This is a genomic window from Paenibacillus sp. FSL P4-0113 (assembly GCF_038009305.1).
Classification (GTDB): Bacteria; Bacillota; Bacilli; order Paenibacillales; family Paenibacillaceae; genus Paenibacillus; species Paenibacillus polymyxa_D.
Map to the genome: position 1 here is coordinate 1,931,343 of NZ_JBBPAZ010000001.1, position 25,307 is coordinate 1,956,649.

At 48.6% G+C, this 25,307-nt stretch carries 13 protein-coding genes and 1 pseudogene; 5 read left to right on the forward strand and 9 right to left on the reverse strand.

All coding sequences use genetic code 11. The features are described 5' to 3' along the window. Positions 1–123 precede the first annotated feature (123 nt). Complete coding sequence (locus MKX46_RS08120) at positions 124–621, reverse strand: hypothetical protein (protein ID WP_340932893.1); 498 nt, start codon at positions 619–621, stop codon at positions 124–126. 157 nt (positions 622–778) lie between these two features. Next, positions 779–7,531, reverse strand: coding sequence for a WIAG-tail domain (locus MKX46_RS08125; RefSeq protein ID WP_341071117.1), 6,753 nt, complete (start codon positions 7,529–7,531; stop codon positions 779–781). 189 nt (positions 7,532–7,720) lie between these two features. On the opposite strand from MKX46_RS08125, the gene fabV reads away from it, so the two are divergent. Then, complete coding sequence (gene fabV / locus MKX46_RS08130; protein WP_069012514.1) at positions 7,721–8,908, forward strand: enoyl-ACP reductase FabV; 1,188 nt, start codon at positions 7,721–7,723, stop codon at positions 8,906–8,908. Positions 8,909–9,203: 295 nt separating this feature from the next. Beyond that, the gene (locus MKX46_RS08135; RefSeq protein WP_013311427.1) at positions 9,204–9,356 is read left to right on the forward strand and encodes a DUF1540 domain-containing protein; all 153 of its coding nucleotides are present in this window, start codon (positions 9,204–9,206) and stop codon (positions 9,354–9,356) included. A gap of 190 nt (positions 9,357–9,546) precedes the next feature. Here MKX46_RS08135 and MKX46_RS08140 read toward each other — a convergent pair whose 3' ends face one another. Together MKX46_RS08140 and MKX46_RS08145 are read right to left on the reverse strand one after the other, a co-directional pair. Beyond that, positions 9,547–9,750, reverse strand: coding sequence for a hypothetical protein (locus MKX46_RS08140; RefSeq protein WP_049816899.1), 204 nt, complete (start codon positions 9,748–9,750; stop codon positions 9,547–9,549). A 93-nt stretch (positions 9,751–9,843) separates the two neighbouring features. Next, positions 9,844–10,215, reverse strand: coding sequence for a DUF4190 domain-containing protein (locus MKX46_RS08145; protein ID WP_029515642.1), 372 nt, complete (start codon positions 10,213–10,215; stop codon positions 9,844–9,846). A 223-nt stretch (positions 10,216–10,438) separates the two neighbouring features. On the opposite strand from MKX46_RS08145, the gene MKX46_RS08150 reads away from it, so the two are divergent. Beyond that, positions 10,439–11,026, forward strand: coding sequence for a hypothetical protein (locus MKX46_RS08150; protein WP_029515643.1), 588 nt, complete (start codon positions 10,439–10,441; stop codon positions 11,024–11,026). Positions 11,027–11,034: 8 nt separating this feature from the next. Here MKX46_RS08150 and lpdD read toward each other — a convergent pair whose 3' ends face one another. The 5 genes and pseudogenes from lpdD to MKX46_RS08175 all read right to left on the reverse strand — a co-directional run bounded on the left by lpdD (position 11,035) and on the right by MKX46_RS08175 (position 21,877). Then, complete coding sequence (gene lpdD / locus MKX46_RS08155) at positions 11,035–11,385, reverse strand: prenylated flavin chaperone LpdD (protein ID WP_341039809.1); 351 nt, start codon at positions 11,383–11,385, stop codon at positions 11,035–11,037. A 180-nt stretch (positions 11,386–11,565) separates the two neighbouring features. Further along, the gene (locus MKX46_RS08160) at positions 11,566–17,079 is read right to left on the reverse strand and encodes a S8 family serine peptidase (protein ID WP_341071118.1); all 5,514 of its coding nucleotides are present in this window, start codon (positions 17,077–17,079) and stop codon (positions 11,566–11,568) included. Positions 17,080–17,603: 524 nt separating this feature from the next. Then, positions 17,604–19,228 (reverse strand): annotated as a pseudogene (locus tag MKX46_RS08165) (S8 family serine peptidase). Positions 19,229–19,736: 508 nt separating this feature from the next. Next, positions 19,737–21,518 carry a SulP family inorganic anion transporter gene (locus MKX46_RS08170; RefSeq protein WP_341071119.1) on the reverse strand — a complete coding sequence of 594 codons (1,782 nt, stop codon included), beginning with the start codon at positions 21,516–21,518 and terminating at the stop codon, positions 19,737–19,739. A gap of 29 nt (positions 21,519–21,547) precedes the next feature. Continuing rightward, positions 21,548–21,877, reverse strand: a complete 330-nt coding sequence (locus MKX46_RS08175; RefSeq protein WP_013311437.1) for an ArsR/SmtB family transcription factor — start codon at positions 21,875–21,877, stop codon at positions 21,548–21,550. Between the two features lie 546 nt (positions 21,878–22,423). Here MKX46_RS08175 and MKX46_RS08180 point away from each other — a divergent pair. Then, a complete protein-coding gene (locus MKX46_RS08180; protein WP_029515647.1) occupies positions 22,424–23,881 on the forward strand; it encodes an RtcB family protein in 1,458 nt (485 codons plus the stop codon). A 1-nt stretch (position 23,882) separates the two neighbouring features. Further along, positions 23,883–25,163 (forward strand): AAA family ATPase, encoded by a 1,281-nt coding sequence (locus MKX46_RS08185; protein WP_307347649.1) that lies wholly within the window; start codon positions 23,883–23,885, stop codon positions 25,161–25,163. The last annotated feature ends 144 nt before the right edge of the window (positions 25,164–25,307 follow it).

Consider the following 25,307-nt stretch of genomic DNA (forward strand, 5'->3'; position numbering starts at 1 on the left):
TAAGCTTAACAGAAGCCTAGCAGAATAGACAAAAGACGGGTATACCGTTCCCGGTCCCGTCTTTCTTATCATGAATCGCTGCTGTATATGCCAGGTGAGCTGAGTGCTAACTACGCATCAAACTTATTTCTTGGTTGTTACTACTTTGGCTGCTGTTTTTGGAGTTGTTTTTGCTGGGACTGCTTTTTTAACTGGAGTTTTGTGGGTCACTTTTTTAGCTACGACATGATGTGTACGAGTTTTATGAGATGTTGCTTTGTGTTTAACAACATTATGTTTTTTGGCATGATGTTTAACTGTACGGTGCTGCCCCTTCACTGCTTTTGTTTTGTGGCTTGCCACTTTTTTCGCAACGGATTTTTTGGCAGGGGCTTTCTTCGCTTTGGTTGTTGTTTTATGAGCTGTTACAGCTTTTTTAACCGGTGTTTTTACCACAGGTGTTTTCGTCACAGGTGCTTTTGCCGGTGTTTTGGTAGCTGGTGTCATAACCGCAGGAGCTTTGGTTACTGGTGCAGTGCTCGCTGGAGTCGTTGTTGCTGTAGCGGCGAATGCGCTGCTTGCTCCTCCCAGTACACTTACTACGGTCAATACGGCTGCTGCATTTTTAGTCCATTTTTTCATGATTGAATCACCTCTCCTTTAAAGTATCTTTAGCTTATCAGGAGAATTCGGCATAATTGTGGAGCAAATGTGTGAAAAGTATATGAAAAAGCGTGCAGCTCTGTATTTAGAAAATACATGAGTCTGCACGCTATGAGTTTTACAATAACCGTCTTCACTAGCCAATGGCGATCCAGGAAATAATACCGTAGTTATGCGCGGTTTCGTTCCACTTGGTTACGACGATCACTGCTCCATTCGGCGTCTGAGATTTCAGCGTCGCATGAAAGAGAGGGTGGTTCGTCATCGCTACTAATGTGTAGTCCGGGTTTACAAAAGGCTCCCCGAATACAATGGTCACTTCCGTCTCTCCTTCACTGCCTTTCAAAAGAAACGGCGCTCTGCCGAACTGCTGCAATGCGGGCTGATTCGCACACGTACGAACCGGAGTGATGCTCAAATGCTCCGGCTTCACTGCGTTCAGCTCCAACTCACGTGAGCCTACAGTGCCTTCCACCAGATGATGGCCTTCAATGCTCTGCTCTGCCACATGATGGCTTTGTACCGCAGCGGCCTGCAGATGCTCTGCTCCCACAGCTCCCGGGCTCAGCACCTCGCTGTCGACGGCCTGAGCTTGCAGATGGTTTCGAGATATACTGTTTGCCTGAAGTCTGTCGCCACTGATACCTTCCTCTGGCAAAAGTCCCGAGAGATGAATATCTGTGGACAGCTGAGCCCGTGTCACTGAGCCTGCCTTTAGGTGATGCGAATCAATAACTTCCTCTCCAATGTGGTGGCTCTCAATAGCCTCCTCAGCCACATGACGGGACTGTACCGTTCCATCTGCCAGCTTGCTGGATGTTACCGCTCCTTCTTGTATAGCATCCTCAACCACCGCCTGCCAGCCTACATGCTGTGGTTGAATAGCCCCTGCTTGCAGATGCTCCGACTGGACTGAATCCAGCGCGATATGCCTGGACTGCACCACGCCTTCTGCCAGTGCGGACCCTTGGATCGCCCCCTCGGCCAAATGCTGAGCGTGTACGGCATGCTCCGTTAAATGCACGGAGTTTATGCTGGCTTCTGCCAAATTCGAAGCACGCACCGCCCGAAGTGCAAGCTTCTCAGCGTTCACGCTGCCTGCCTGGAGCGCGTGAACCGATATACTCCCCGGCGCAATATGCCGAGTCATCACTGCCGAAGCCTGCAAATGATCAGAGGTGACCGATTCAGGAGCCAGGTGGCTCGACTGGACGGCCTCTTCTGCCAAATGATTGGCTTGCACCGCTTCGTCTGTAATGTGCCACGGCTGGACCGAATGAGGAGATATTTTAGCGGCAGTTACGCCATCATCCGCTAGTTTGTCGGACGTAACGGACTCATTCTGCAAAGCATCGGTCGATATTGCTTGTGAGGCGATATGCACACCTTGAATAGTTCCAAGGTGCAGATGGTGCGGTTGAATAGACTCCGGTGCGATATGCACGGACTTCACCGCCCCCTCTGCCAGCGCTCTGTCCTGTACAACACCGGGTGCCAAATGCCGAGGGTGTACGGCATGCTCAGACAGCTGTGAAGGACCAACACTTCCTTCCGCGAGATTCGTCGCGTGCACCGAGCGTGCCGCCAGTTTTTCCGAGGTGATGCTTTCTGCTTGAAGCGCACGACCTGACACACTGTCCTGGGCCAGATGTCTCGCAAATACCGAGGAAGCCTGCAAATGATCAGAGGTGACGGATTCAGGAGCCAGATGGCTCGACTGGACGGCCTCTTCTGCCAAATGATTGGCTTGCACCGCTTCGTCTGTAATGTGCCATGGCTGGACTGAGTGAGCAGACAGCTTGGCGGCAGTCACGCCCTCATCCGCCAGTTTGTCGGACGTAACGGACTCATTCTGCAAAGCATCGGTCGGTATTGCTTGTGAGGCGATATGCACACCCTGAATGGTTCCCATTTGCAGATGATGCGACTGGACGGACTCCGAAGCGATATGCACGGATTTCACTGCCCCTTCTGCCAGCGCTCTGTCCTGTACTGCACCAGGTGCCAAATGCCGGGGGTGTACGGCATGCTCAGACAATTGTGAAGGGCCGACGCTTCCTTCCGCGAGATTCGTCGCTTGCACCGAGCGTGCCGCCAGCTTTTCCGAGGTGACGCTTTCTGCTTGTAACGCACGGCTAGACACACTATCCGGGGCCAGATGGCTCGCAAGTACCACCGAAGACTGCAAGTGGGCTGAAGTGACAGATTCCGGTGACAGATGGCTCGACTGGATGGTCTCTTCTGCCAAATGATTGGCTTGCACTGCTTCGTCCGCAATGTGCCACGGTTGTACCGAGTGAGTCGACAGTTTGGCAGCAGTCACACCCTCATTCGCTAATTTATCAGACGTAACGGACTCATCCTGTAATACATCGGTCGATATCGACAGGGATGCCAGATGCTCGCTCTGAATAGTTCCAGGGTGCAGGTGATGCGGCTGGATGGATTCCGGGGCAATGTGTACTGACTTCACTGCCCCCTCAGCTAGCGCTGTATCCTGCACAGCGCCGACTGCCAAATGCTGAGTGTGTACCGACTGTGCAGATAAATGCGAAGGACCGACGCTGTCTTCCGCAAGATTCGTCCCTTGTACCGAGCGTGCTGCCAGCTTTTCCGAAGTGACGCTTTCCGCTTGTAGCGCAAGACCGGATACACTATCCGGCGCCAAATGACTCGCAAGTATCACCGAAGACTGTAAGTGGGCTGAGGTGACAGATTCCGGCGCCAGATGACTCGATTGAACGGCCTCTTCTGCCAAATGATTAGCTTGCACTGCTTCATCTGTAATGTGCCACGGCTGTACCGAGTGAGCCGACAACTTAGTGGCAGTCACACCCTCATCGGCCAATTTATCAGATGTCACAGACTCATCCTGTAAAACATCAGTCGATATCGACTGAGATACCAGATGCTCGCCCTGAATGGTTCCAGGGTGCAAATGGTGTGATTGGATTGATTCTGGAGCGATATGCACGGATTTCACTGCTCCCTCTGCCAACGCTCTATCCTGTACCGCTCCGGCTACCAGATGCCGGCTGTGTACGGAATGTGCAGACAGATGTGACGGTCCGATGCTGCCTTCCGCAAGATTCGTCCCTTGTACCGAGCGCGCTGCCAGCTTTTCCGAGGTGACGCTTTCCGCCTGTAGTGCACGACCGGATACACTATCTGGCGCCAGATGACTCGTAAGCACTGAGGAAGCCTGCAAATGGCGAGAGGTAACGGATTCGGAAGCCAGATGGCTTGACTGGATGGATTCTGCTGCCAAATGATTTCCTTGCACTGCTTCGTCTGTAATGTGCCACGGCTGTACCGAGTTGACCGCCAGCTTGGCGGAAGTCACACCCTCATCCACCAATTTATCGGAGGTAACAGACGCATCCTGCAAAGCATCGGTCGATATGGCCTGGGATGCGATATGCTCGCCCTGAATGCTTCCTGTGTGCAGGTGATGTGGCTGGATTGACCCCGCGGTAATGTGTACCGACTTCACTGCTCCCTTTGCCAGCGTTGTATCCTGTACTGCGCCAGTTGCCAAATGCCGGGCGTGTACCGACTGTGCAGACAAATGTGACGGGCCGACGCTGTCTTCCGCAAGATTCGTTCCTTGCACCGAGTGGGCTGCCAGCTTTTCCGAGGTGACGCTTTCCGCTTGTAGCGCACGGCCGGACACACTATCCGGGGCCAGATGGCTCGTGAGCACTGACGAAGACTGCAAGTGGGCTGAAGTGACACTTTCCGGTGCCAGATGGTTCGACTGGATGGATTCTGCTGCCAAATGATTTCCTTGCACTGCTTCGTCTGTAATGTGCCACGACTGTACGGAATGGGCCGACAGCTTGGCGGCAGTCACGCCCTCATCTGCCAGTTTGTCAGATGTCACAGACTCATCTTGTAAAGCATCGGTCGAAATGGCCTGGGATGCAATATGCTCGCCCTGAATGATTTCAGTATGCAGATGGTGTGGTTGGATCGATTCCGGGGCAATGTGCACGGACTTCACCGCTCCCTCTGCCAGCACTCTATCCTGTACCGCTCCAGCTGCCAAATGCCGCGTGTGTACGGACTGCACAGATAGATGTGAAGGGCCGATACTGCCTTCTGCAAGGTTCATTCCTTGTACCGAGCGGGCTGCCAGCTTTTCCGAGGTTACACTTTCCGCTTGAAGTGCACGACCGGACACACTATCCGGAGCCAAATGTCTCGTTAGCACCGAGGAGGCCTGTAGGTGCACCGAGGTGATTGCTCCAGATGCCAGATGGGTCGAGTCCACAACCGCCACGGCCAAATGGTTGCTTTGTACAGCTTCATCCATAATATGCCCGGACTGCACTGCATGGGGTGACAACTTGGTGGAGGTTACACTTTCCTCTGATAGTTTGGCAGAGGTAACCGCTTCATCCTGTATGGCTTGAGTCGCTATAGCCTGCAATGCAATATGCTCTCCCTGAATGATCCCGCTTTGCAAATGCTCGGATTGGATGGATTCTGCTGCAAGATGCTCAGACTTCACAGCATTCTGGGCTAATATCGTGTCCTCTACTGATCCTGCGGCCAAATGTCTGGTTTGTACGGCCTGTGCAGCCAAATGCCCGGGTCCCACGCTGTTTTCCGCCAGGTTGGAAGCCTGCACAGCCCGAGCCGCTAACTTCTCGGAAGTGACGCTTTCCGACTGAAGTGCATGGCCGGACACACTATCTGGGGCGAGATGTTTGGTTTGGACCGAAGCAGACTGCAAATGGTTGGAGGTGACGGATTCCGGCGCCAGATGATTCGCCTCCACTGCTTCAACAGCCAGATGGTTGCTCAGTACTGCTTTATCCGTAATATGCCATGGCTGCACCGAACGAGCAGACAGCTTGGAGGAAGTGACACTGCCCTCAGCTAGCTTAGGCGCAGTAATCGCCAAATCATTAATTTTATCCGTAGCCACACTTTCCGGCGATAGTTTCAACGAAGTAACGGCATGATCCTGTAAATGGTGGGAGTATACCGCACCACTGGCCAAATGCGCGGTATGAACAGCGCCTTCGCCTAGTATGTCTGCGGTAACGGACTGTTCTTGCAACGCCGCGGTTCCGACACTTTCTTCCCCAAGATGCTTGCTCTGTACAGAGCTCTGGGCCAAATGGGTTGAATCCACCGATTGAGCCTGTAACGCCTTTCCGCCCACACTGTTGTCGGCAAGGTGGTTTTCACGGATTACTCCCGTTGCAATGTGTACGTGGGTAATGGCTTGAGACGCAACTTTATTTCCGGTTACCGCCCCTGTACCAATTTTAGTTTCTATAACCGCCTCGTCAGCGATTTTGTCAGACTTAATAGCGCTCGAAGCGATGTGATTTTCCTTGATAGCCTGATTCGCCACATGGTAATCCAGAACTGCACCCTTCCCTATTTTCTCGCTTGTCACAGCCCCGGAATGCAAATGTTGCTCCGTAACCGCCTCTGGTGCAATATGATCTTTCCGAATAATTTCGGATTGAAGATGCACGGAAGAAACTGCCTCTGGAGAAATCTGAGGTCCTTGTATGGCTGCTGTTGCAATATGTCTGGTAAGTACTGCCTCATCGGCAATTTTGTGTGGGAGAATGCTCTGATCCGATATTTTGGATGAAGTGACGGATTGATCAACAATCTGCAATGAGCCTACAGACTGATCTGCCAGTTTATTGGATTGAATACTCCGATCCGCGATATGCCGGGCTGTTACTTGGCCCGTTCCAAGCTGCTCTTCCCCGATGGAGCCAGGACCCAGATGCTTTCTTTCAATCGCTCCTGCCTGAATGTGCGTACTGGTGACTGCCTCAGACTCCAGATGACGCCCGCTGACAACACCTTCCTCCAATTGTTCCCTGCCCACAATTCCGTCGGATAGCTGCTTGCGATTAATCGAACCGGGGGCCAAATGCCTTGCATGAACGGCATGCTCGGTCAGGTGCGCGCTCTCAATGCTGCCTGCCTGGATTTTAGTTCCATCCACAGCCCCATCCCGCAATTTGGAGGTGGTCACAGACTGATCGCCCAGCTTGGAGCTATCAACAGCTTCATTCGCCAAATTGTTCGATTGAATCGTACCGCTGCGAATTTTATCGGAGGTGACCGACTGATCTTGAAGCATATCTGAAGACACGATCCATTGCTTGAAATGACGGCTTTCAATCGAGCCATTGGCAATATGATCGCCGCTGATAATTTTATCCGCCAGCTTTTCTGGAGTGATGCTGCCATCACGAAGTTTTTCACCACTAATAGAGCGATCCTGCAATTTACTGCCTGCCACTGATGCGTCTGACAGATGCTCGACCGTAATGGAGTCGGGAGCAATCTTCGAAGCAGTCACAGCACCGTCAGCTATTTTAATTGTATGAACAGCATAATCTGCTAGAAATTCCGTTTGGATACTCTCTTGTTTCAGCTTGCTGGAATCTATGGAAGCGGGAGCGATCTTTTCACCTGTCACAGCGAAATCACTCAAATCGTCTGTATAGATGAAAGCATTGTTTACATGCGGAGCCTTCTTATTGTTCAAAATTTCTTCCACATCAATTGGATCAGGTTCTGGTTCCGGCTCTAGCTCTATCTCTGGCTCTGGCTCTAGCTCTGGCAGTGGGGGTTCTTCCATCAAAGCTGGAGTCTCCTCTACATCTGCAACCTCAATTTCTTTCTCGTGCAGAGCCTCGACTTCAGGCTCGACAACTGTCTTTAGCTCCGACTCCTCTGTAGTTGGGGGAGGCGGAGAAGCAACTTGATGAAGTCTTGCTTCTGTCTCCCTCTCCGCAGGCAGTGGTTTTGAGCGTTGTATCATACTTAACTCATTCATATCCGGGTCAATTACACGATAGAGCGGCTTTTTGTTTCTGTTGGTTTTTCGGCTCTTGTTCTTCAAGCAGCTCTCTCCCTTCTCATGTTTATCGTTACAGCATCATATGCAGACCCTTAGGCACTTGCCACCCTGTACAGAGATTCACTTTTGGGTAAAAAGGATACTTACTAAAATCCACGTTTGAAAAAAAATAGTTAAAAGTTAAAATAGTAAGGGTGAAGATCGCTACAAGAAGAGAGGAATTACAATAACATGATTATCAAACCAAGAACACGTGGCTTTATCTGCACCACTGCTCATCCGGTGGGCTGTGCCCAACATGTTCAGGAGCAAATTGACTATGTACAGGCCCGTCCTGCTATCCAAGGCCCCCGTAATGTACTTGTAATCGGGGCATCTGCCGGATATGGATTGGCTTCTCGCATTACTGCCGCCTTCGGTGCGCGTGCCAATACAATTGGCGTGTATCGTCCTAGCAATGCTACGGCAACACGTACAGCATCGGCAGGCTGGTACAATTCTGCTGCATTTGAAAAAGCTGCTCAGGAAGCTGGGCTTAAATCCTTAAGCGTGACAGGCGATGCCTTCTCGGATGAGGTCAAGACCAAAACGGTGGAAGCCATTCGCGAAGAACTGGGACAAGTCGATCTGGTGGTTTACAGTGTCGCTTCAGGTCGCCGTACAAATCCCCACACAGGCGAAACGTTTAATTCCGTACTCAAACCTATTGGTAAGCCTTACACAAACAAGACCGTTAACTTCCACACCGGGGAAGTCAGCAGCGTGACGCTCGAACCCGCAACAGAAGAAGAAGTACAAGCAACTGTAGAGGTTATGGGTGGTGAGGACTGGAAATTGTGGATTGACGCCTTGCGTGAAGGCGGTGTATTGGCTGATACTGCAACGACCTTCTCCTTTTCGTATATTGGTTCGGATATTACGCAAGCCATCTACAGAGAAGGCAGTATCGGAAGTGCAAAGGATCATCTGGAGGAGACAGCACATCAGCTGAACGATCAGCTGAAAGTTACAGGCGGACGCGCCTTCGTCGCAGTCACCAAAGGACTCGTTACCCAATCTAGCTCCGCTATCCCTGTCGTTCCTCTGTATATTTCTGCTTTATATAAGGTAATGAAGGAAAAAGGGCTGCATGAAGGGTGCGTAGAACAGAGCTACCGCCTGTTTGCTGAGCGTCTGTACGCACCAGAAACTCCTGTAGATGAAGAAGGACGTATTCGTATTGATGATTGGGAACTACGTGAAGACGTGCAGGCAGAAGTTGCAAAAATATGGGAGGCGCTGACGACCAACAATATCTACGAATTGTCCGATCTTGAAGGATATCGTCGCGAATTTTTCCAACTGTTTGGCTTTGAGTTCGAGGATGTAGACTATGATGCTGACATTGATCCCATCGTAAATATTCCTAACGTGCGCTAAGTCTTTTAATATCGTCATTATGTCAAAAAACAAAAAAAGCTGTTCTCCAGCAGAGAAACATTTCGTTCTGCATGGAGGACAGCTTTTGTTTTTAATTAAAAGGGACACTTATGTCCGCTTTGAACTGCAAATGATGCTAACATTGCAATTTTAAATTTCATTTGATATTGTACAGGTAGGCATAGCAAAATCCCTCTTCCTAACAAGAGGGTAAGCACAGTTGGACAAGTCCTACCTTGACTGACCGTGATACTATTTGCTCAGCCCATCACACCCATATAAGGAGGTGTACAACATGGCAAAAGACGTTCTGTGTGAAGTCAACTCTTGTACGTACTGGGCCCAAGAGAATAAATGCAGCGCTAGCTCCATTTACATCGTAAGCAACAGACCTGAAGACACTCACAAATCCGAAGAAACAGACTGCAAAACCTTCGAAGCCAAGTAAATCTTTGATTTCAAGCCTAGCTTTATAATGAAGGAGCCCATGCCCGGGTTCCTTCTTTCTTATGATATTCTAACAAGAATGATAATTATTATCAAGTCCTTTTTCGGTACAGAAAGGCGCTTTTCGCTTGTATACAATCATTTCTCTGCTACTTTATAAATCCACGCTGAAAAGGACACTGCTGTTCTCTCTAAAGACAAAAAAAAGAAGCGTCGCTCTGAACGATTCGCTTCTTGTGCTTGACCTTTTGTAATTGTTCCTGCTTGGTCGGCTTCATTCGTATGTGCTGTGAAATCTCGCCATAATGGTCATTTGTTTTGCGGCTCTGTGCCGCGCAATAGATTCCAGCGCGTTTTGCCTTGCTTAGCGCTTTTTGTGTTTGAGTACGTGCCATACGGCTTCACTCTCCTTCATTGGACTCCTTTTATCATAGCATCCAATAGTCAAATCGTGAATGGTTTGTCTGACTCAAGCATTCTTCAATTCATTAAATGTCTGAAAAAATATCCGGATCGCCACTGGAGGCCGCTACAATAAAAACAATAACTATAAAAATGATGATCAGTGTATAAATCAGTGTACCGATAATACTACATACCAGTCCAGCAATGGCCATACCTCTGCCTTGCTCGCCATGACGATTAATTTCCTTCAGGGAAAGACTGGACAAAATAATACCCACAATTCCGATAATCAACCCAAGATAGGGAATGACAACAGATAAAATCCCGAGCACCATCGAGGCAACAGCTTTACTATTGGTAGGTGGAACTACTGGGGGCGGGTTAAATGGGGCGTTATAATCGTTCGTCTCCTGAAAAGGATCGGAAGATCGAGGCTCCTTGTACAAATCACTCATCTGTTAAATTCAACTCCAATACGAAAAATAGCAATTATATAAGTTCTAGGGTACCACAATCTTACAAATCAGGACAGTACTTATTTCGAATTTTTAAATTAGAACGTTAAAAAGAAGAAACATAGCGATATTAGCACTTTTTGAGGTAACTGGGCATACAGTATTTTACCTGTTACAGATCAATTGTGCTCCATGAGAGCATCCTGCCAAGGAGGTCGGAGCTATGCTATATCGTGCAACATCCCACAGAAAGCGCTCGCCTCACAAACGTTTAAATGCAAACACACTTAGGATAATATCCACTGCTATGCTGCCATTTTACAAAGCTATTGCAACCCGACGTGCTTTTGCCGTCCAATGGTCACGAGCTGTCGTTCAGGCGAATTTGGATCGGATGAAATCCCTTCTCTGCTCAGTAGCTCCATTTGCCGCCAAACAAGGCTTAGGCACGAACGGCATCGGCTACTTTATTTCCTTTTTAGCTCAGCCACCGATGCTCTATTATACGAATGGAACAACGATTCCACCGGGGACTGTGCAGTTTACATTTGAGCCGAGAGTTCATCGCGCCATCGCAAAAGCCGTTTTTCCGCTGTATCGCGAATTGGCACGTAATCCATGTTTTGCTTCTGCCTTAGCCAAAGCGATCAACAGACAAGACCAGCGTGCAGTTCATGTCATGATCCGTAGTTTGATTCCATCCTCTGCGCTGAAATCCGTACAAATTGAGGACGATGGCTTTGCATTGCTTTTTAAGTATTCCTTTAGTAAGTACCCCTATCGCAATCTGCTCTTTCGGGAGTTCACTTAAAAAAGTCTCTACAAGCGTGCCTGCTTGAGTTCTCCAATGAGCTCTTTTCCCAGTTGTATGGCCATATCTGTCAGCACTCGGATTTCGTCCTTGGATGCATGGTCCAAATGTGTCCCGCAGCAAATGGCAAAATTGCCCGCAAACTCTTTTCGTAAGCGAACTGCAATTTCTTCGGTAATATAAAACTCCTTGTGATTTTGCAATTGCACAGTTTGAATCGGCTCGAGTCTGGCCCCTGCTGTAATCGTTCCCAAATGGGGCTGATCACCGCCAGAAATGAGTACAACGATATCTTCCCCCATAAAATAGGCATCCAGTACAAGACGGATACGTCCGCTTTCTTTTTGCAAATGAATCATAGGATCCTCTCCTGCTAAAAAATATTATTGTGAAACGATTCACTTTATAGAGTTCTACTCATTGTATCGCTTCTTGAACAGTTCGACAATTTAAAAATGGCCCACAGCAGCCTATAAACCGTAGCTTGCTGTGGGCCTTCATTGTTATTCTAAAACAAGCATTCCATTTCCTACTGGGTGTTAACGGATCGTGATCGTATGCACAGTCTTACCGCTTGCGCCGTCATTATCCGTCACCGTTAGCTCCACGGTATACGTTCCAGCTGTGGTGAATTTATGCTTCACCTTGGAACCGACCGCCGTATCACCATCCCCAAAATTCCAGCTGTAACTGACGATCTCACCGTCTACATCACGGGAAGCTTTGGCGTTAAATTGTACATTTTTGTTCTTCTTAGCGGATTCATTAGCCTGAATAATGGCTACTGGCTTCTCATTGGATGTAGGTGGATTCGGATCAGGGTTCTGTCCCCCACCATTGGTTACATACAATCTTCCCGGCGCCTCCGTCTCCACTTCATTTCCCGCTGCATCCCTTACCCGGATCACGATGACTCCGCCTTCCAGGTTCAGAGAAGATGAAGTGAAATAAGTACCTTCATAGTGGCCTGACGAAGTCTCATTTAATGGAATATCGTTGCGGCCCAAAGTGGACAGGTTGAAAGGCAGCTCCACATGGAAGGACGCCTCCAAACCGGATGCACTGTCAAAAGATACCCGTACTGACTGCCCTGGAGTAATACGCACATCCTCAGCAGGGTTAATGTTTTCAAGCTTCGGCAGAGCTGTATCGACATACACCGAGCGCGTAACGGTTGTTTCGTTTTCGGCAAGATCCTTGGCCGTCACCGTAATTTGATTTTCACCTTCGTTGATAAGCAATCGCTTGTTAAAGGTGCCGTCACTTCCAAATTCGGCTGGCTCGCCGTTAATCGTCAAATCGGTGAGGAATTCGTCATACACCGTACCGGTGACGCTCACGACACCCGCATTCGTACGGGCTCCTTCATCTGGCGAAGTCAGGATCAGACCCGGTTTAGTCTGGTCAAGTGTCACGACCACCGGTTCGGAACGATCCGTTATTTTGCCGTATACCGCTGCTTGGACACTTAGCGGATTAGCACCTGGTTGAAGATCAACCGACAAACTGAACTGGCGATCCTTCACCTTCGTTGTGCCAGCCAGCTCCTTACCGTTAAAGAGCTGAATATCGGCTCCTTCTGCCGGAGAAGTTCCTGTTACGGTAATCGTCTCTTCCTGCGTATAGGTAGCCTTCGTAGGAGTCGTAATCGTTGGAGCATTCACCGGATATCTGACGATAGCCCGGATCATGTAGTTACCCTCCTCCTCAGGTGATTGGCTCCATGTGCCGCTTACACCTTGCCAACTTCGAAGCGCATTGGGACTGCTTTCATCTGTAGCAAGACCCGGCGACTGTGTGCCTACAGCAGACTGTGTATATACGATGTAGAAGTCACCTTGAACCGTCACCGGCTCTGGGAGCTGTACCGTCGTCCATTGTGTCTCATCCCGTACGGCAGTCCCGTCGAATGGACCAGCCAACAATCGTCCAGGTGCTCCTGCGGCACCGGAGGCGTCATAGACAGAATATTGGAATGCCGTTCCTCCCGGATTCGGGAAGGCAGAGTTCCAGAACAAAAGCGATGCTCCTGTCACTTGAGTCACTTCCGACTCAGGTGTCATTCTGACTGCCCATGAATTGCCTGCCGCGTTAAAGGCTCTAGCATTTTCTCCTGTCCCGTCATCGTAAGCAATGCCTCCTTGGAACCCGATAAAAGGTTTCAACATGACATTCGCTTCCACACTACCGTTCGGAGGAGCAGTAACGGATACACTGTCGCTATAATAATTTTCGGCTGCAATGGACAACGTGTATGTTCCTTCCAGCACGTCCAGCGTAAATTCTCCAGCCTCATTCGTTTCTACCGGAGCAATGCGTGCATCCTCCACCACCAACACTTTCGCTTTTTGGATCGGTTCACCGGATTGCTTGTCGGTAATGACCCCGTGAATCGTACCGTGAGGTATGGCCTGAAGACTAAAGTTTGCTCTGATGACTTTGTTATTCTCAATCGTGACTGCTTTCGTTTGAGGAACGTAACCGTAGGCTTCAGCCTTCAGCGTATAGTCGCCGGCTACATGGGTGAAGCTGTATTTGCCCGTGGTCGGATCCGTTTTTACCGAACGTCCGGTTTCCAATACCGTAACCGTAGCGCTGGCTGGAAGACTGTCGAGACCGACACGTCCACGTTCCACCGTTGTTTCTGCCGGCTTCACTTTCTCCTGGAATTCACTCTTTTCAGTACTTGTAATTTTGTACAGCGGGAACTGTTCTTCCGCTTTTTCCAGCTTGATATTCGACTCAGGTACGATGTCCTTAGTCACTGTCGTAGCTGGAATGCCAAGCACACGGAAATCGTCAATATACCAGCCGTTCTTGTTCACACTGTTATCCGATTTCAAACGGAAGCGAATTTGGATTTCATTGCCGGCGTAGCTATCCAGATTGTAATAAACTGGAGCCCACTTTTTCCCGTTCGTATTGTGAGAGAATTTGCCCAGCTCGCTCCACGTGTCACCATTGTTTTTGGACACTTCCACATAACCGTAATCATAGCCAGCCTCAATTTCAAACCAGTGATTGAAGGTCAGTGTTGCGTTGCGTACAGCTTGCAAATTAATTTTTGGTGAAACCAGCGAAAATTCAGCTCCGTTCTCATAATTGCTATCCAGATCGGTTGCCCACACATTGGGTCTGGACGCTGCGCTCTCTGGTCCTACTTCCTTGGGAATGCCGCGTTCCCACTCATCCTTAGTACCAGAATGAGTCCAGCCATTATCCGAGCTGCCGTCAAAATGATCGCTATACAGCGTATCCGGCACGTCTACTCTCAGAGAAGCCTCATTCGACTTGATTCCTTCATTACCACTATAATCCTCAGCCGCCACTGCATAATGATAGGTCGCTCCACCGACCGTGATGGTATCTGTGAGTGTCAGTGCTGAGGTTGTACCGATGGAAGTATAATTTTTGCCTGATTGGGTAGAACGATACACCTTATACTGCTTCACATCTTCATCGGAGGAAGCATTCCAGGCCAGTGTGACGTTGCCTACAGTATCTGCTTCAGCAGTCAAATTGCTCGGCGCAGCAGGTGCAACGGTGTCTGGCTCCTGAATCGACAGATCGTCAATATACCAGCCATCTTTCACAACCGTATTGTCACTAGTAAAGTTGAACAGGAGGTATACCTTTTGACCCGCGAATGCCCGCAAATCAAGATATTGTGTTTTCCAGCCGTTGCTGGCGCCGGTAAATGATAATACCTGCTCAAACGCATTCTGATTGTTTGTGGTTGCTACGTACACTTTGCCGAAATCAGAATTGTTTTCAAGATCGTACCAATGCTTGAAGCTAACCAGTGCCCCTTTTGAGCTCTCGGTCAGATCAATCGGAGGGGCCATAAAATAACTGTTGGAGTTGGTCTGATATTGGCCTTCGAGATTGGTCGCGATGACCTTTGTACCCGAATGTGCGCTTTTAGGGCCGCTTGTTGGAGTTCCCCATTTCCAAACACTGCCCTGTCCACCGATATTAATACCGGCAATGTCTTTTTCAAAGTCTTGTGTGTAGCCTGGTTTTACCCCTTTAGAGATTTTCACCTTATATACTTCAGTTTCAAATCCGTTATTACCGTAATCATTTACACGAATATAGTATTCCAGACCAGCGCTATCCACCAAAAAAGTCGGGATGGATGCTTGATATGTACCATCTTTGCTGTCGCCGGAGGTCCGTTCCAACGGAATATATACATAATTTGACGTACCCGCTGTTTTGGCAAATGCCTCAACGGCTGTCACGCCGACATCATCCGTTACATGAGCAGTCAGAGGTATATCAATACCCTCGAATGCCGCAGCGGGCGGTGTATGCTCGAGAACAGATGCTTCCAGATCGTCGCCACCCGTTACAACTTTACCAGACACGGAGCCCAGACCCTGCATGACCGAACCGACCGCATCCAGCGCATTAATGACACCATGTCCGTAGCCATTGTTTGGTGAAGTAGGATATGTGCTGTCCGTTCGTGGTGTAGCCGTATTCATCAAAATTTCCTCAAGTTGATCTACGGTAAGCGAATGATTCGCTTGCAGCAACAGCGCTGCAAGGGCCGCAACATGAGGTCCCGCCATAGAAGTACCGTTATATCCGCCTTTATAGGCGCCACCAGCAACAGATGACCGGATATTAACACCCGGCGCGGAAACTTCGGGCTTCACTTCACCATAGGGTGAGGGTCCTAACAATGAGAAGCTGGCCAGATTATCATTGCTATCCGTGGCTCCAGTAGCGAAGGATTCCGGATAGTTCGCCGGATTGGCTACTGAGGCAGGTCCGCCCGGATTGGAAAGAGAGGTGTTACCTGCAGAGAATTCGGGGAAAATTTGAGCATCCCGCCATGCCTGAACCACAGGCCGGAACCATTCATCAAGACCCGGTCCGCCTCCCCACGAGTTGTTCACTACGTCTGGAGCAAGCTCGGGATGAAGATTTCCTTGGGCATCTTTTGGCGCAAGCAGCCATTGACCGCCATCCAGTATAATTGCATCCGTCGTTTCCGGATTAAAAATCCGAACCGCAATCCACTTCGCGCCAGGGGCAACGCCCACTCGGTTCGTTCCGTTTTCCTCAGAGCCGACCATGGTACCCATTGTATGTGTACCATGGGAATCGTCTTCCTGATCGACCGGAAGCGTTGCGTGACTATGCGGATCGTACCAGCTCAGCTCGGGATTCACGACATTGCCTGCCGCGTCCAGACCCCGCCATTTGCGATGAAGGGCCGGATGTGTATAATCTACACCTGTATCCAGATTGGCAACCACGATTCCGGTTCCGTCGATTCCTTTTTCCCACACTTGTGGTGCGTTAATATGGGATATGTTCCATTCCACCGTAGATGGGTCTACAGCGTTCTTACCTGCATTGCCAGGCTTAGCCGATGTTTTGCCATCGTCCTTCTCCAGCTCTACAGCTTTCTCTACCGATGCAGACTTCGCCGTTGCTGCTGTCGCTGTTGCAGCTGTTTCAGCCGTTTTGGCATTTGCTCCCTCTGCTTGCTTGTCAACTGTCACCTTTTGCAGATAACGCGTTTCATTCGGTAAGACTTTATCGACCTCAGGTAGTTTCGAAATATGATCCAGCACCTCCTTGGTGCTTGTTACAGCCAATGCATTGACAATAAAATAGCTTTTATATTCCTTCACTCCGCCGCTCTCTGATTGCTTGTCCAAGTAATTTTCAAGCCCATATTGGGTTCTTGAAGCGGTTTCACGCAGAGAGCTGATCACATGGCTGCGTGCAGCCATTTTGGCAGCGGAGGGTGTTATTTTCTCAAGTGAGGCCTTTTGGAGAGCATTTTTGGAAACCTTGTTGGTGTCTACCTGTTCTTTTAATTTGACCAGATAGGTAACATAGTTATTCTCCTCAAACTGTTTGGTCAGTTTCGGAGATACCTTCGCGGTCGTGACCTTGTGAGAGGCTGATTTCAGCTCCAGCTTGGAGCCATCCGGTGTGTTATTCGCCAAAGCAGGTTGAACAAAGGAAAAGGCCATTAGTAAAGATAGTCCGATAGACAGTGGTTTCTTGAATCGTTTAGGTTTAATCAATTACTTTTCCACTCCTTTTACTAGGTTTAATGTTTCTGAAATAACCTGTACAGAGTAAGACCTCATGCCTTGCACATCAAACACACGGGTTGCGCAACATGATGTGGTTGGCGACCACCTCCTTCATAGAATATAGAGGCACAAAAATATTTGGCTGTTCATAGATGGCAGTACTTCATAGGTGAGTTTACAATCCCAATAGAAGAGCGATGAAATTCAGTAGAAACCAAGGAGAAAAAGCAGGAGAACTTCGAAGAAAAACATGTTATATCATTACATTTTATATTAAAAATTGATATATAATCATATATTATGGAATAGTATAAAGTTATCAAAACAGATATACAAGTCATTTTTTTGCATTTTTCTTGAAATTCTATGACTTTTATATTCTTTTATGTACGAAAACCCCTTTTTAGCGGCTACGTAATTAGTGCATTACACGGTTAGCAGGTGTATGCAATCTCTGTACGAGCCGCTCAAAGGGATTTTCGGAAGACTTTCTTAATCCTGTCTGATTATTTTTACTTAAGTACGGAGTTCACCGCAGCAAGCGCGTCGATCAGACCATATCCGTAACCATTGTTCGGTGAAGTCCGATACTGGCTGTCTGTCAGCGGAGTTGCTGTTTTTGAAATAACATCCTCCAGTTGGTCCACGGTCAAAGATGGTTTGGCCTGAAGCAGTAATGCTGCTAATCCGGCAGTATGCGGGCCTGCCATGGAGGTACCGTTCCATCCCCCCTCATACACTCCGCCCGGTACAGAAGAACGGATGTTTACACCAGGAGCCGAAATTTCAGGCTTCACTTCGCCATAAGGAGAAGGACCGCGCAGCGAGAAGCTGGCTAGCTTGTTGTTAACGTCCGTGGCTCCTGTCGCATAAGCCTCCGGCAGATTTGCCGGATTGGCTACAGACCCAGGTCCGCCCGGATTGGACAGTGTTGTGTTGCCTGCGGAGAACTCAGGGAAAATCTGAGCCGCTCTCCACGCCTTGGTGACTGGACGATACCATTCATCCAGGCCAGGTCCACCGCCCCAAGAGTTATTCACCACATCCGGTGCAAGCTCAGGGTGCTTTTTACCGTTTTTATCTACAGGAGCAAGAATCCATTGTCCACCGTCCAGTAAGATGGAGTCGGTGGTATCTGGATTGAATACTCGAACCGCAATCCATTTGGCGCCAGGAGCAACACCGATTTCATTCGTACCGTTGCTGTCCGAGCCAACGCTTGTACCCATCGTATGTGTACCATGTCCATTTGAATCAGTTGGCAGCGATGCTCCATCAACCGCATCATACCAGCTCAGTTCTGGATTCACGACCTGACCGGAAGCATTCAGACCACGCCATTTTCTTTTCAACGCCGGGTGAGTATATTCAACGCCTGTATCCAGATTGGCGACAACAATGCCTTTGCCGTCAATGCCTTTGGCCCAAACCTGTGGTGCTTTGATTTTAGAGATATTCCACTCGACACGGCTTGGCGTTACCGCATCCTTATATACGGATTCTTCCACCGATTTTTGCGCATTCTCTTCCGTCACAGCCGTATCTACAGCGGCCTGATCTGCAACCACTTGGTCAGCTGTAGATTCCTCAACCACAGGCTGGGCATCCTTATCTATTTCTACCTTTTGCAGTTCCCGCTTTTCATCCGGTAAAATTTTGTCGATCTCAGGAAGTGTGGCCAGATTATCCATGACCTCTTTGGTGCTGGTGACCGCAAAAGCGTTCACGATAAAGTAACTCTTGTACTTTTTGACGCTTCCGTTATTAACTTCTTTCTTTAAGTATTCTTCCACGGATTGTTGCGTTTTTTCTGCTGTATCCATGAGAGAGTTCACAACTGTTGTACGTACAGAAAGCTTAGCAGCAGCGGGTGAAATCTGCTCTGCAGAGGCCTTTTGGAAAGCATGCTTGGCAACGGACTCCGTATCCACCTGATCCTTCAATTTAACCAGATAGGTGACATACTCACTGGCACTGAATTGTTGGTTCAGCTTGGCTGAAACCTTGGCGGAAATGGTTGATCCTCCTCTGAGGTGGTTGTGCTGGAATCCCCATATACCGGGGAAATTAGAGAAAAGGCAAGAAGAGCGGTAAAACTGACCGACAGCGTCTTTTTGATATTTTTCGACTTAATCAATACTTTCCATCTCCCTTTACTTGGTTTTTTAATTCTCAAGAACAACCTTCCGGACAGCTACGTCAAAAGCTCACAAAATAGCCTCTGGTACTCACCTCCTTTAAAAAATATAGATTCCGCCGGGGTGAAATCCATAGATCATCATTCTGAGGTGAACAACCCTTGGTGCAGACCGTAAAAAAAAGCATCGGTTAGAAACAGGTGGACAAGTTTGAAAATGATAAGTGAAAAAAATGAAGAGAAAGGTAGGATAAGAAATTTAGAAGTAATCGAGGAGGTTAATGTGCAAGTATTAAAATACAATTTAAAACAAAAGAATGAAACATATGGTATCTTTTGAATCTAGTATAGTGTCATAAAATCAGATATTCAGGCATTTTTTTGAATTTTATTCCTTTTTTTCTTGAAGAAAAGAAAAATCTCTTCCATTTTCGAAGCAAATGCAAGTCTTCATTGTGCACTTGGTTTCGGAGATTAGAAGAGATTTTTCGGCATTCAGCAACAAATTTTATCTGCTGCTATTTACAGGTATGGGAACCGAAACGGCTCCATCTGGAAAGGAAGATTTGCTTTGCTGAGGTCTGCGACATAGACTCTTACATTCCCGAAAAGCCATTTGCCTGCATCCACTGCACTGATCCTGATTCACCAGAGCAAGGGCAGCCGTAAGGGCCTCTCCTGTATGCTCAAAAAAATGCTTTTGTCCGATCATGTCGTAGCATCCGGTTTTCTGTAGTAATGCCAGCGGTTGAGGCTGGAGTCCGGAAACAAGCACCGTCCCGCCAGACTTCCGGTATTTCTGAATTAATGCAGTAAAGTTACCTTCTCCCGTCATATCCATAAAAGGAACCTTTCCCATACGTAACAACAAAATCCCTTGTAGGTGATCCGTCCGGCCTCCCACACCTGAGTTTTCCAATACCGAGGCTGCACCGAAAAATAGAGGGCCTTCCACATTGTAAATAGCCACTTGTGGACAATCATGCTGATCTGTGACCATATGGGCGCCTACTTTTTCATGTTTTACAGAAGGATCAGGGAGTACCTTGTCTACTGAAAGTGTACTGCTCATACGTTTAACAAACAATACAACCGCTAGAATCAGGCCTACCTCCACAGCCGTTGTCAGCGTCGTAAAAACCGTTAGCAAAAAGGTGACAACCAGCACAATAGAATCCGCTGTCCGCGTTTTGAGAATGTGCGCAAAATGCTTGCGCTCACTCATATTCCACGCTACTACCATCAGCACCGGAGCCATACTGGCCAACGGAATGTTAGATGCGTAAGGTGCAAAAAGCACCAGAATGAGGAGCACCACGAACCCATGTACGATGCCTGACATAGGAGAAACAGCACCATTACGGATATTTGTGGCGGTGCGGGCAATTGCACCTGTCGCAGGAATACCGCCGAACAGCGGTGTCAGCAAATTAGCAATCCCTTGTCCAACCAGTTCACGATTGCTGCTATGCCGGGCCCCCGTCATACCGTCAGCTACCACCGCTGAAAGCAGAGATTCAATAGCTCCCAGCATTGCAATAACAAGTGCTGGCGGCAAGAGTTTCACGATCAAATCCCACGTCACCGCAGGAATATGTAGCTCAGGCAAAGATGCTGGAATTGCGCCATACGCAGAGCCAATCGTAGCCACCTGCCCTGGAAAAAGTAAAGCTGCCACCAGCGTTGACAAGAGTAGACCAACCAGTGAGCCGGGTATCTTGGGCCATTTTTTAGGCACCAAAATAAGCGCGGCAAGACAGATACAAGCCGTCAGGATACTATACACATTCAGTGAAGGAAGTCGATGGATGAGCTCTGCCATGGAAGGCAGAAAAGTTTCATGCCTCTCTACCCCGCGCAAGCCGAGAAAGTTAGCAATCTGACCACTGAATATCGTCACGGCAATTCCGGCCGTAAAGCCAATCGTTACTGGCTTGGGAATAAACTTGATCAATGCCCCCAGCCTGAGTACACCCATTAAAATGAGCATAATGCCCGCCATAAAACCGGCTATGAGTAAGTTCTCATAACCGTATTGCATGACAATAGCTAGCAAAATCGGAATAAACGCGCCTGTAGGTCCTCCGATCTGGAATTTGGATCCTCCCAGCAGCGAAACCAAAATTCCCGCAACAATGGTCGTATACAGCCCATACTCCGGCTTTACTCCTGATGCAATGGCAAACGCCATACCGAGTGGAATCGCCACAATCGCTACAATACTTCCGGAAATGAGATCCTTTCGCAAAGCCCCTGCGTTATAGCCTTCGAACCTTCCTATCCACTTCATTCCTGTAACCCTTCTTTTCTGTAATAGCATTACTTCTCGTTACGTATACCCTCCAGCAACGAGATAGCTTCGACCAAATGATTGTCAAAAATCCGCCGCGCTACCGCAAGCAGCTCCGTCAAAAGCGGATCACGTAGTGAATACACAACCGATGTACCTTCCTTGAAGCTGTTCACCAAATTTTTGGCTCGTAAAACGGCCAATTGCTGCGATACGGCAGAACCTTCAGAACCGAGCGCAGTCTGCAGCTCGTTCACATTTCGTTCCCCTTCACTCAGCACCTCCAAAATGCGGATGCGCAGAGGGTGAGCCAATGCTTTGAAAAAGTCGGCCTTAAATTTCTGGAGATCTCCTTCCATGCCTGCTCCGTCCCCCTCACAGAATTGTCCTATAAACGATCAACAATATCTGAATATTTGAATATTTAGTACAATAACAGCTTCGGGCCAATTGAACTATGATGTTACTCACACTTCACCATGAGTAAAGTCACATTTTTCCACACTTCTACCTTTCAGGGGTTGACAGCTTCCACAGGTTTCCATTAACATAGCAATTAACTTTAAGAAAAGGGGGCCGACAGACATGACCGTGCTTTACATGATAACGACAGACAGGCAGCATGATACAACCACATATTTGAGTTTTCGTCTCATCGGCCCCGTTCGGGCGACATGATGGGTGATATCACGCTGTCTGACGGCGTGATTAGCCAGGCTTTTTTATTTTTTTATGCTATTGGAAGAACAAGTTATTTTACGTATTTATGATGTGTTGATCATAAAATGTAATAACACTTTCGGTGCAAGAAGCCGTAGACGACAAGTCTGCGGCTTTTTTTGTTTTTTAAATCTTTTTATGCAAGTATTTATGAATTTACTTGAAGAAGGGAACTACCCATTTATATGAATATACAACATACAACCGACTCATCCTTGCATGAAGGACCATACAGCCATCTGATGAAGCTTCCGGCAGGTGATCTAACCGTCTATGCTTCTCAGCAACTTTTCTCCTCACTGGATTACAAAGTGTTCGAGATGGCTAATAACAATTTACAAATTCCAGGTATCCGCTATATGGGATACACACCAGATGTACATGTAGGCGTCGGAACCTGCATCGGTACGACTGCTGTATGGGGAATGGAGGATGGTTACGTATCTCCCTCCATCGTCGGCAGTGATATTGGCTGCGGCATGCGCGTACACCTGACCAATCTGCACAAGGATGCTTTGAAGGAAACCAAGCTGCGCCGTAAGCTGGTCAAAACCATCGACAAATATTTGCCCATGGAAGCCCACCAACGCGGGCATTATTCGGATATCCGACTGGAGCATATTGTACGCAAGGGTCTACACGGCTTACCCAACAAATATATTCCGGACAGCTACACTCCTAAGAAATCCACCTCACTCACCCATGTAGAGCACAGTAAGTTCTCCTTTGACGAGGAGGTGCTGAATCTTGTCGAAGACCGTACATGGCACCGGGCTCACCGACAGCTCGGCACACTGGGTGGAGGCAATCATTTCGTCGAAATTCAGGCGATTGAAATCGCGGAGGAAAACCGTGAAACAGCTGAAGCTTGGGGGATGTTCGACGGTCAGGTGGCTGTGATGATTCATTCTGGATCGCGGGCTTGGGGTGGAGCAGTCAGCCAGGCTAGTTCATCTGCCATTGCCAAGACGATGAGCCGTCTCGGACTCGGTACCTCTGACCCGAGACTGGTATTCGCACCGCTGGACCATCCCGAAGCTGCACATTATGTCGATATGATGTATTCGGCGCTGAATTATGCCGTGGTGAACCGACATCTCATCGCATACTCCGTGCGTGAAGCCTTTCGCGATGTCTTTGGTACAAAGTGCGAGTTGCGTACTTTGTACGATCTAATGCACAATTATGCTTGGGAGGAATCCCATCCGGATCACGGTAGTGTGTTTGTGCATCGTAAAGGTGCTACGCGTGCTCTTCCAGCAGGACACCCCGACAATCCGCGGCCTTATCAGGCGACAGGGCATCCGGCCCTGATTCCCGGCTCTATGGGAACAGCCTCTTATATTATGGTAGGCTTACCGGGCGGTCAGGATAACTTCCACTCCATTTGCCATGGAGCAGGCCGTATTCGTTCGCGTTCTGCGACCAAACGACTCGTCAGTGTGGACGATTTTGCAGGGGCCCTGGGTGTAGGGACAGACGACGAAATTGTGGTCAATCAGGCATCACTGGAAAGCATTATCGACGAATCTCCGCAAGCCTACAAAAATGTAGATGATATTATCGAAAGTGTCACCGGGGCAGGACTCGCAGCAGTTGTAGCCAAATGCAAGCCGCTAGCTGCCCTGAAAGGAGCCAAATAATTTGAGTATAGACATCCCAGCTATTTATGAATTTGATGAACGTACAGATGGACGCATTACCGGTTATGCCGCTTATGCCCGTCTGATCGACGGTATCAGTGAAGCACTCTATAACCGCTATGGCGTAAAATACGTGCTGTATGCCAGCGATGATCCCAATATTGAGTATTGGGATCTGCTGGAGGAGGATATTCGTTCAGGCAGTCCCGACCTGGAGCATGTGGCACGGGTCTTCGATCGTTTGGAGGAACGCACCATCCAGTATGACGATGACGGGCCGACTCCTGAATACGGCGTGCATCTGTCGATGCGTAATAATGTATTCGCCTATCCCAAGTGGGGCATCGCGCTGGCGCGAGTTCCCTTTTTCCGTGATAATGGCGTGTACAATGAAGATTACGTATTTGCGATAGGCGACCAGGAGCTGCAAGGCTTCCTCGCGGGAGTACGCGGTCGTGAACGTAAGCAGAATATGAAGCGTGTCACCGTGTTTACCGACACAAGCCGTGGACTTTCTCGGCAGGCAGAGCCGATAACCCGCGCAATTACGCGAGATGACGTGATTTTGAAAGCGGAAATCAAACGGGATATTTTCCGATCACTTGATCAGTTTTTTGAAGCGGATCGTACCTTCTATCAGACTTATAACATTCCTTACAAGCGCGGCATTCTGCTATACGGCCATCCGGGCAATGGTAAAACAACACTTGTAAAATCAATTGCCAGCAGTGTACCGGGTCCGGCAGCCTACTGGCAAATTACGGAGTATACAACCAGTGAATCGGTCAAAGAGGTGTTCGAGGCGGCTACTCGCCTGGCTCCGATGGTGCTGGTCATTGAGGACATTGATTCCATGCCTCAGGAGGTGCGTTCTTTTTTCCTGAATACCCTCGACGGTGCTACATCCAAGGAGGGCATCTTCCTGATCGGAACGACCAATTATCCCGAGAAAATCGACCCAGGTCTGATGAACCGGGCAGGGCGTTTCGACCGTGCCTATGAAATTAGTTTGCCTGACGAAGCGCTGCGACTGGCGTATCTCAAGCTGCGCAACTTCCTTGTTTTCGCAGGGGAAACAGGTACGCAGAAGGCAGCAGCCATGACTGACGGGTTTTCGCTGGCACAGCTCGGAGAACTGTATGTCAGCGCTGCTCTGGAGTGGCATGAGCAAGGAAAAGCCGATATTGAGCTGATTATTAAAGGTATGCGAGGCGAGCTCGATAAGAGCCGCAAGCAGGACTGGTTGAAAAATGTGGCCGAAGGACGCGTTGGATTCTTTTGAGTTATCCACTCATTGCCTTATCAAGAAATTTATGTTACGTTGATATACAATAAAGTATCGAAAGGGTGACCTTAAGCCAATGATCTACTAATCCTATTCCACCATAGAAAAAATCGTAATCTTACGAATTTTCTGGATAGGATT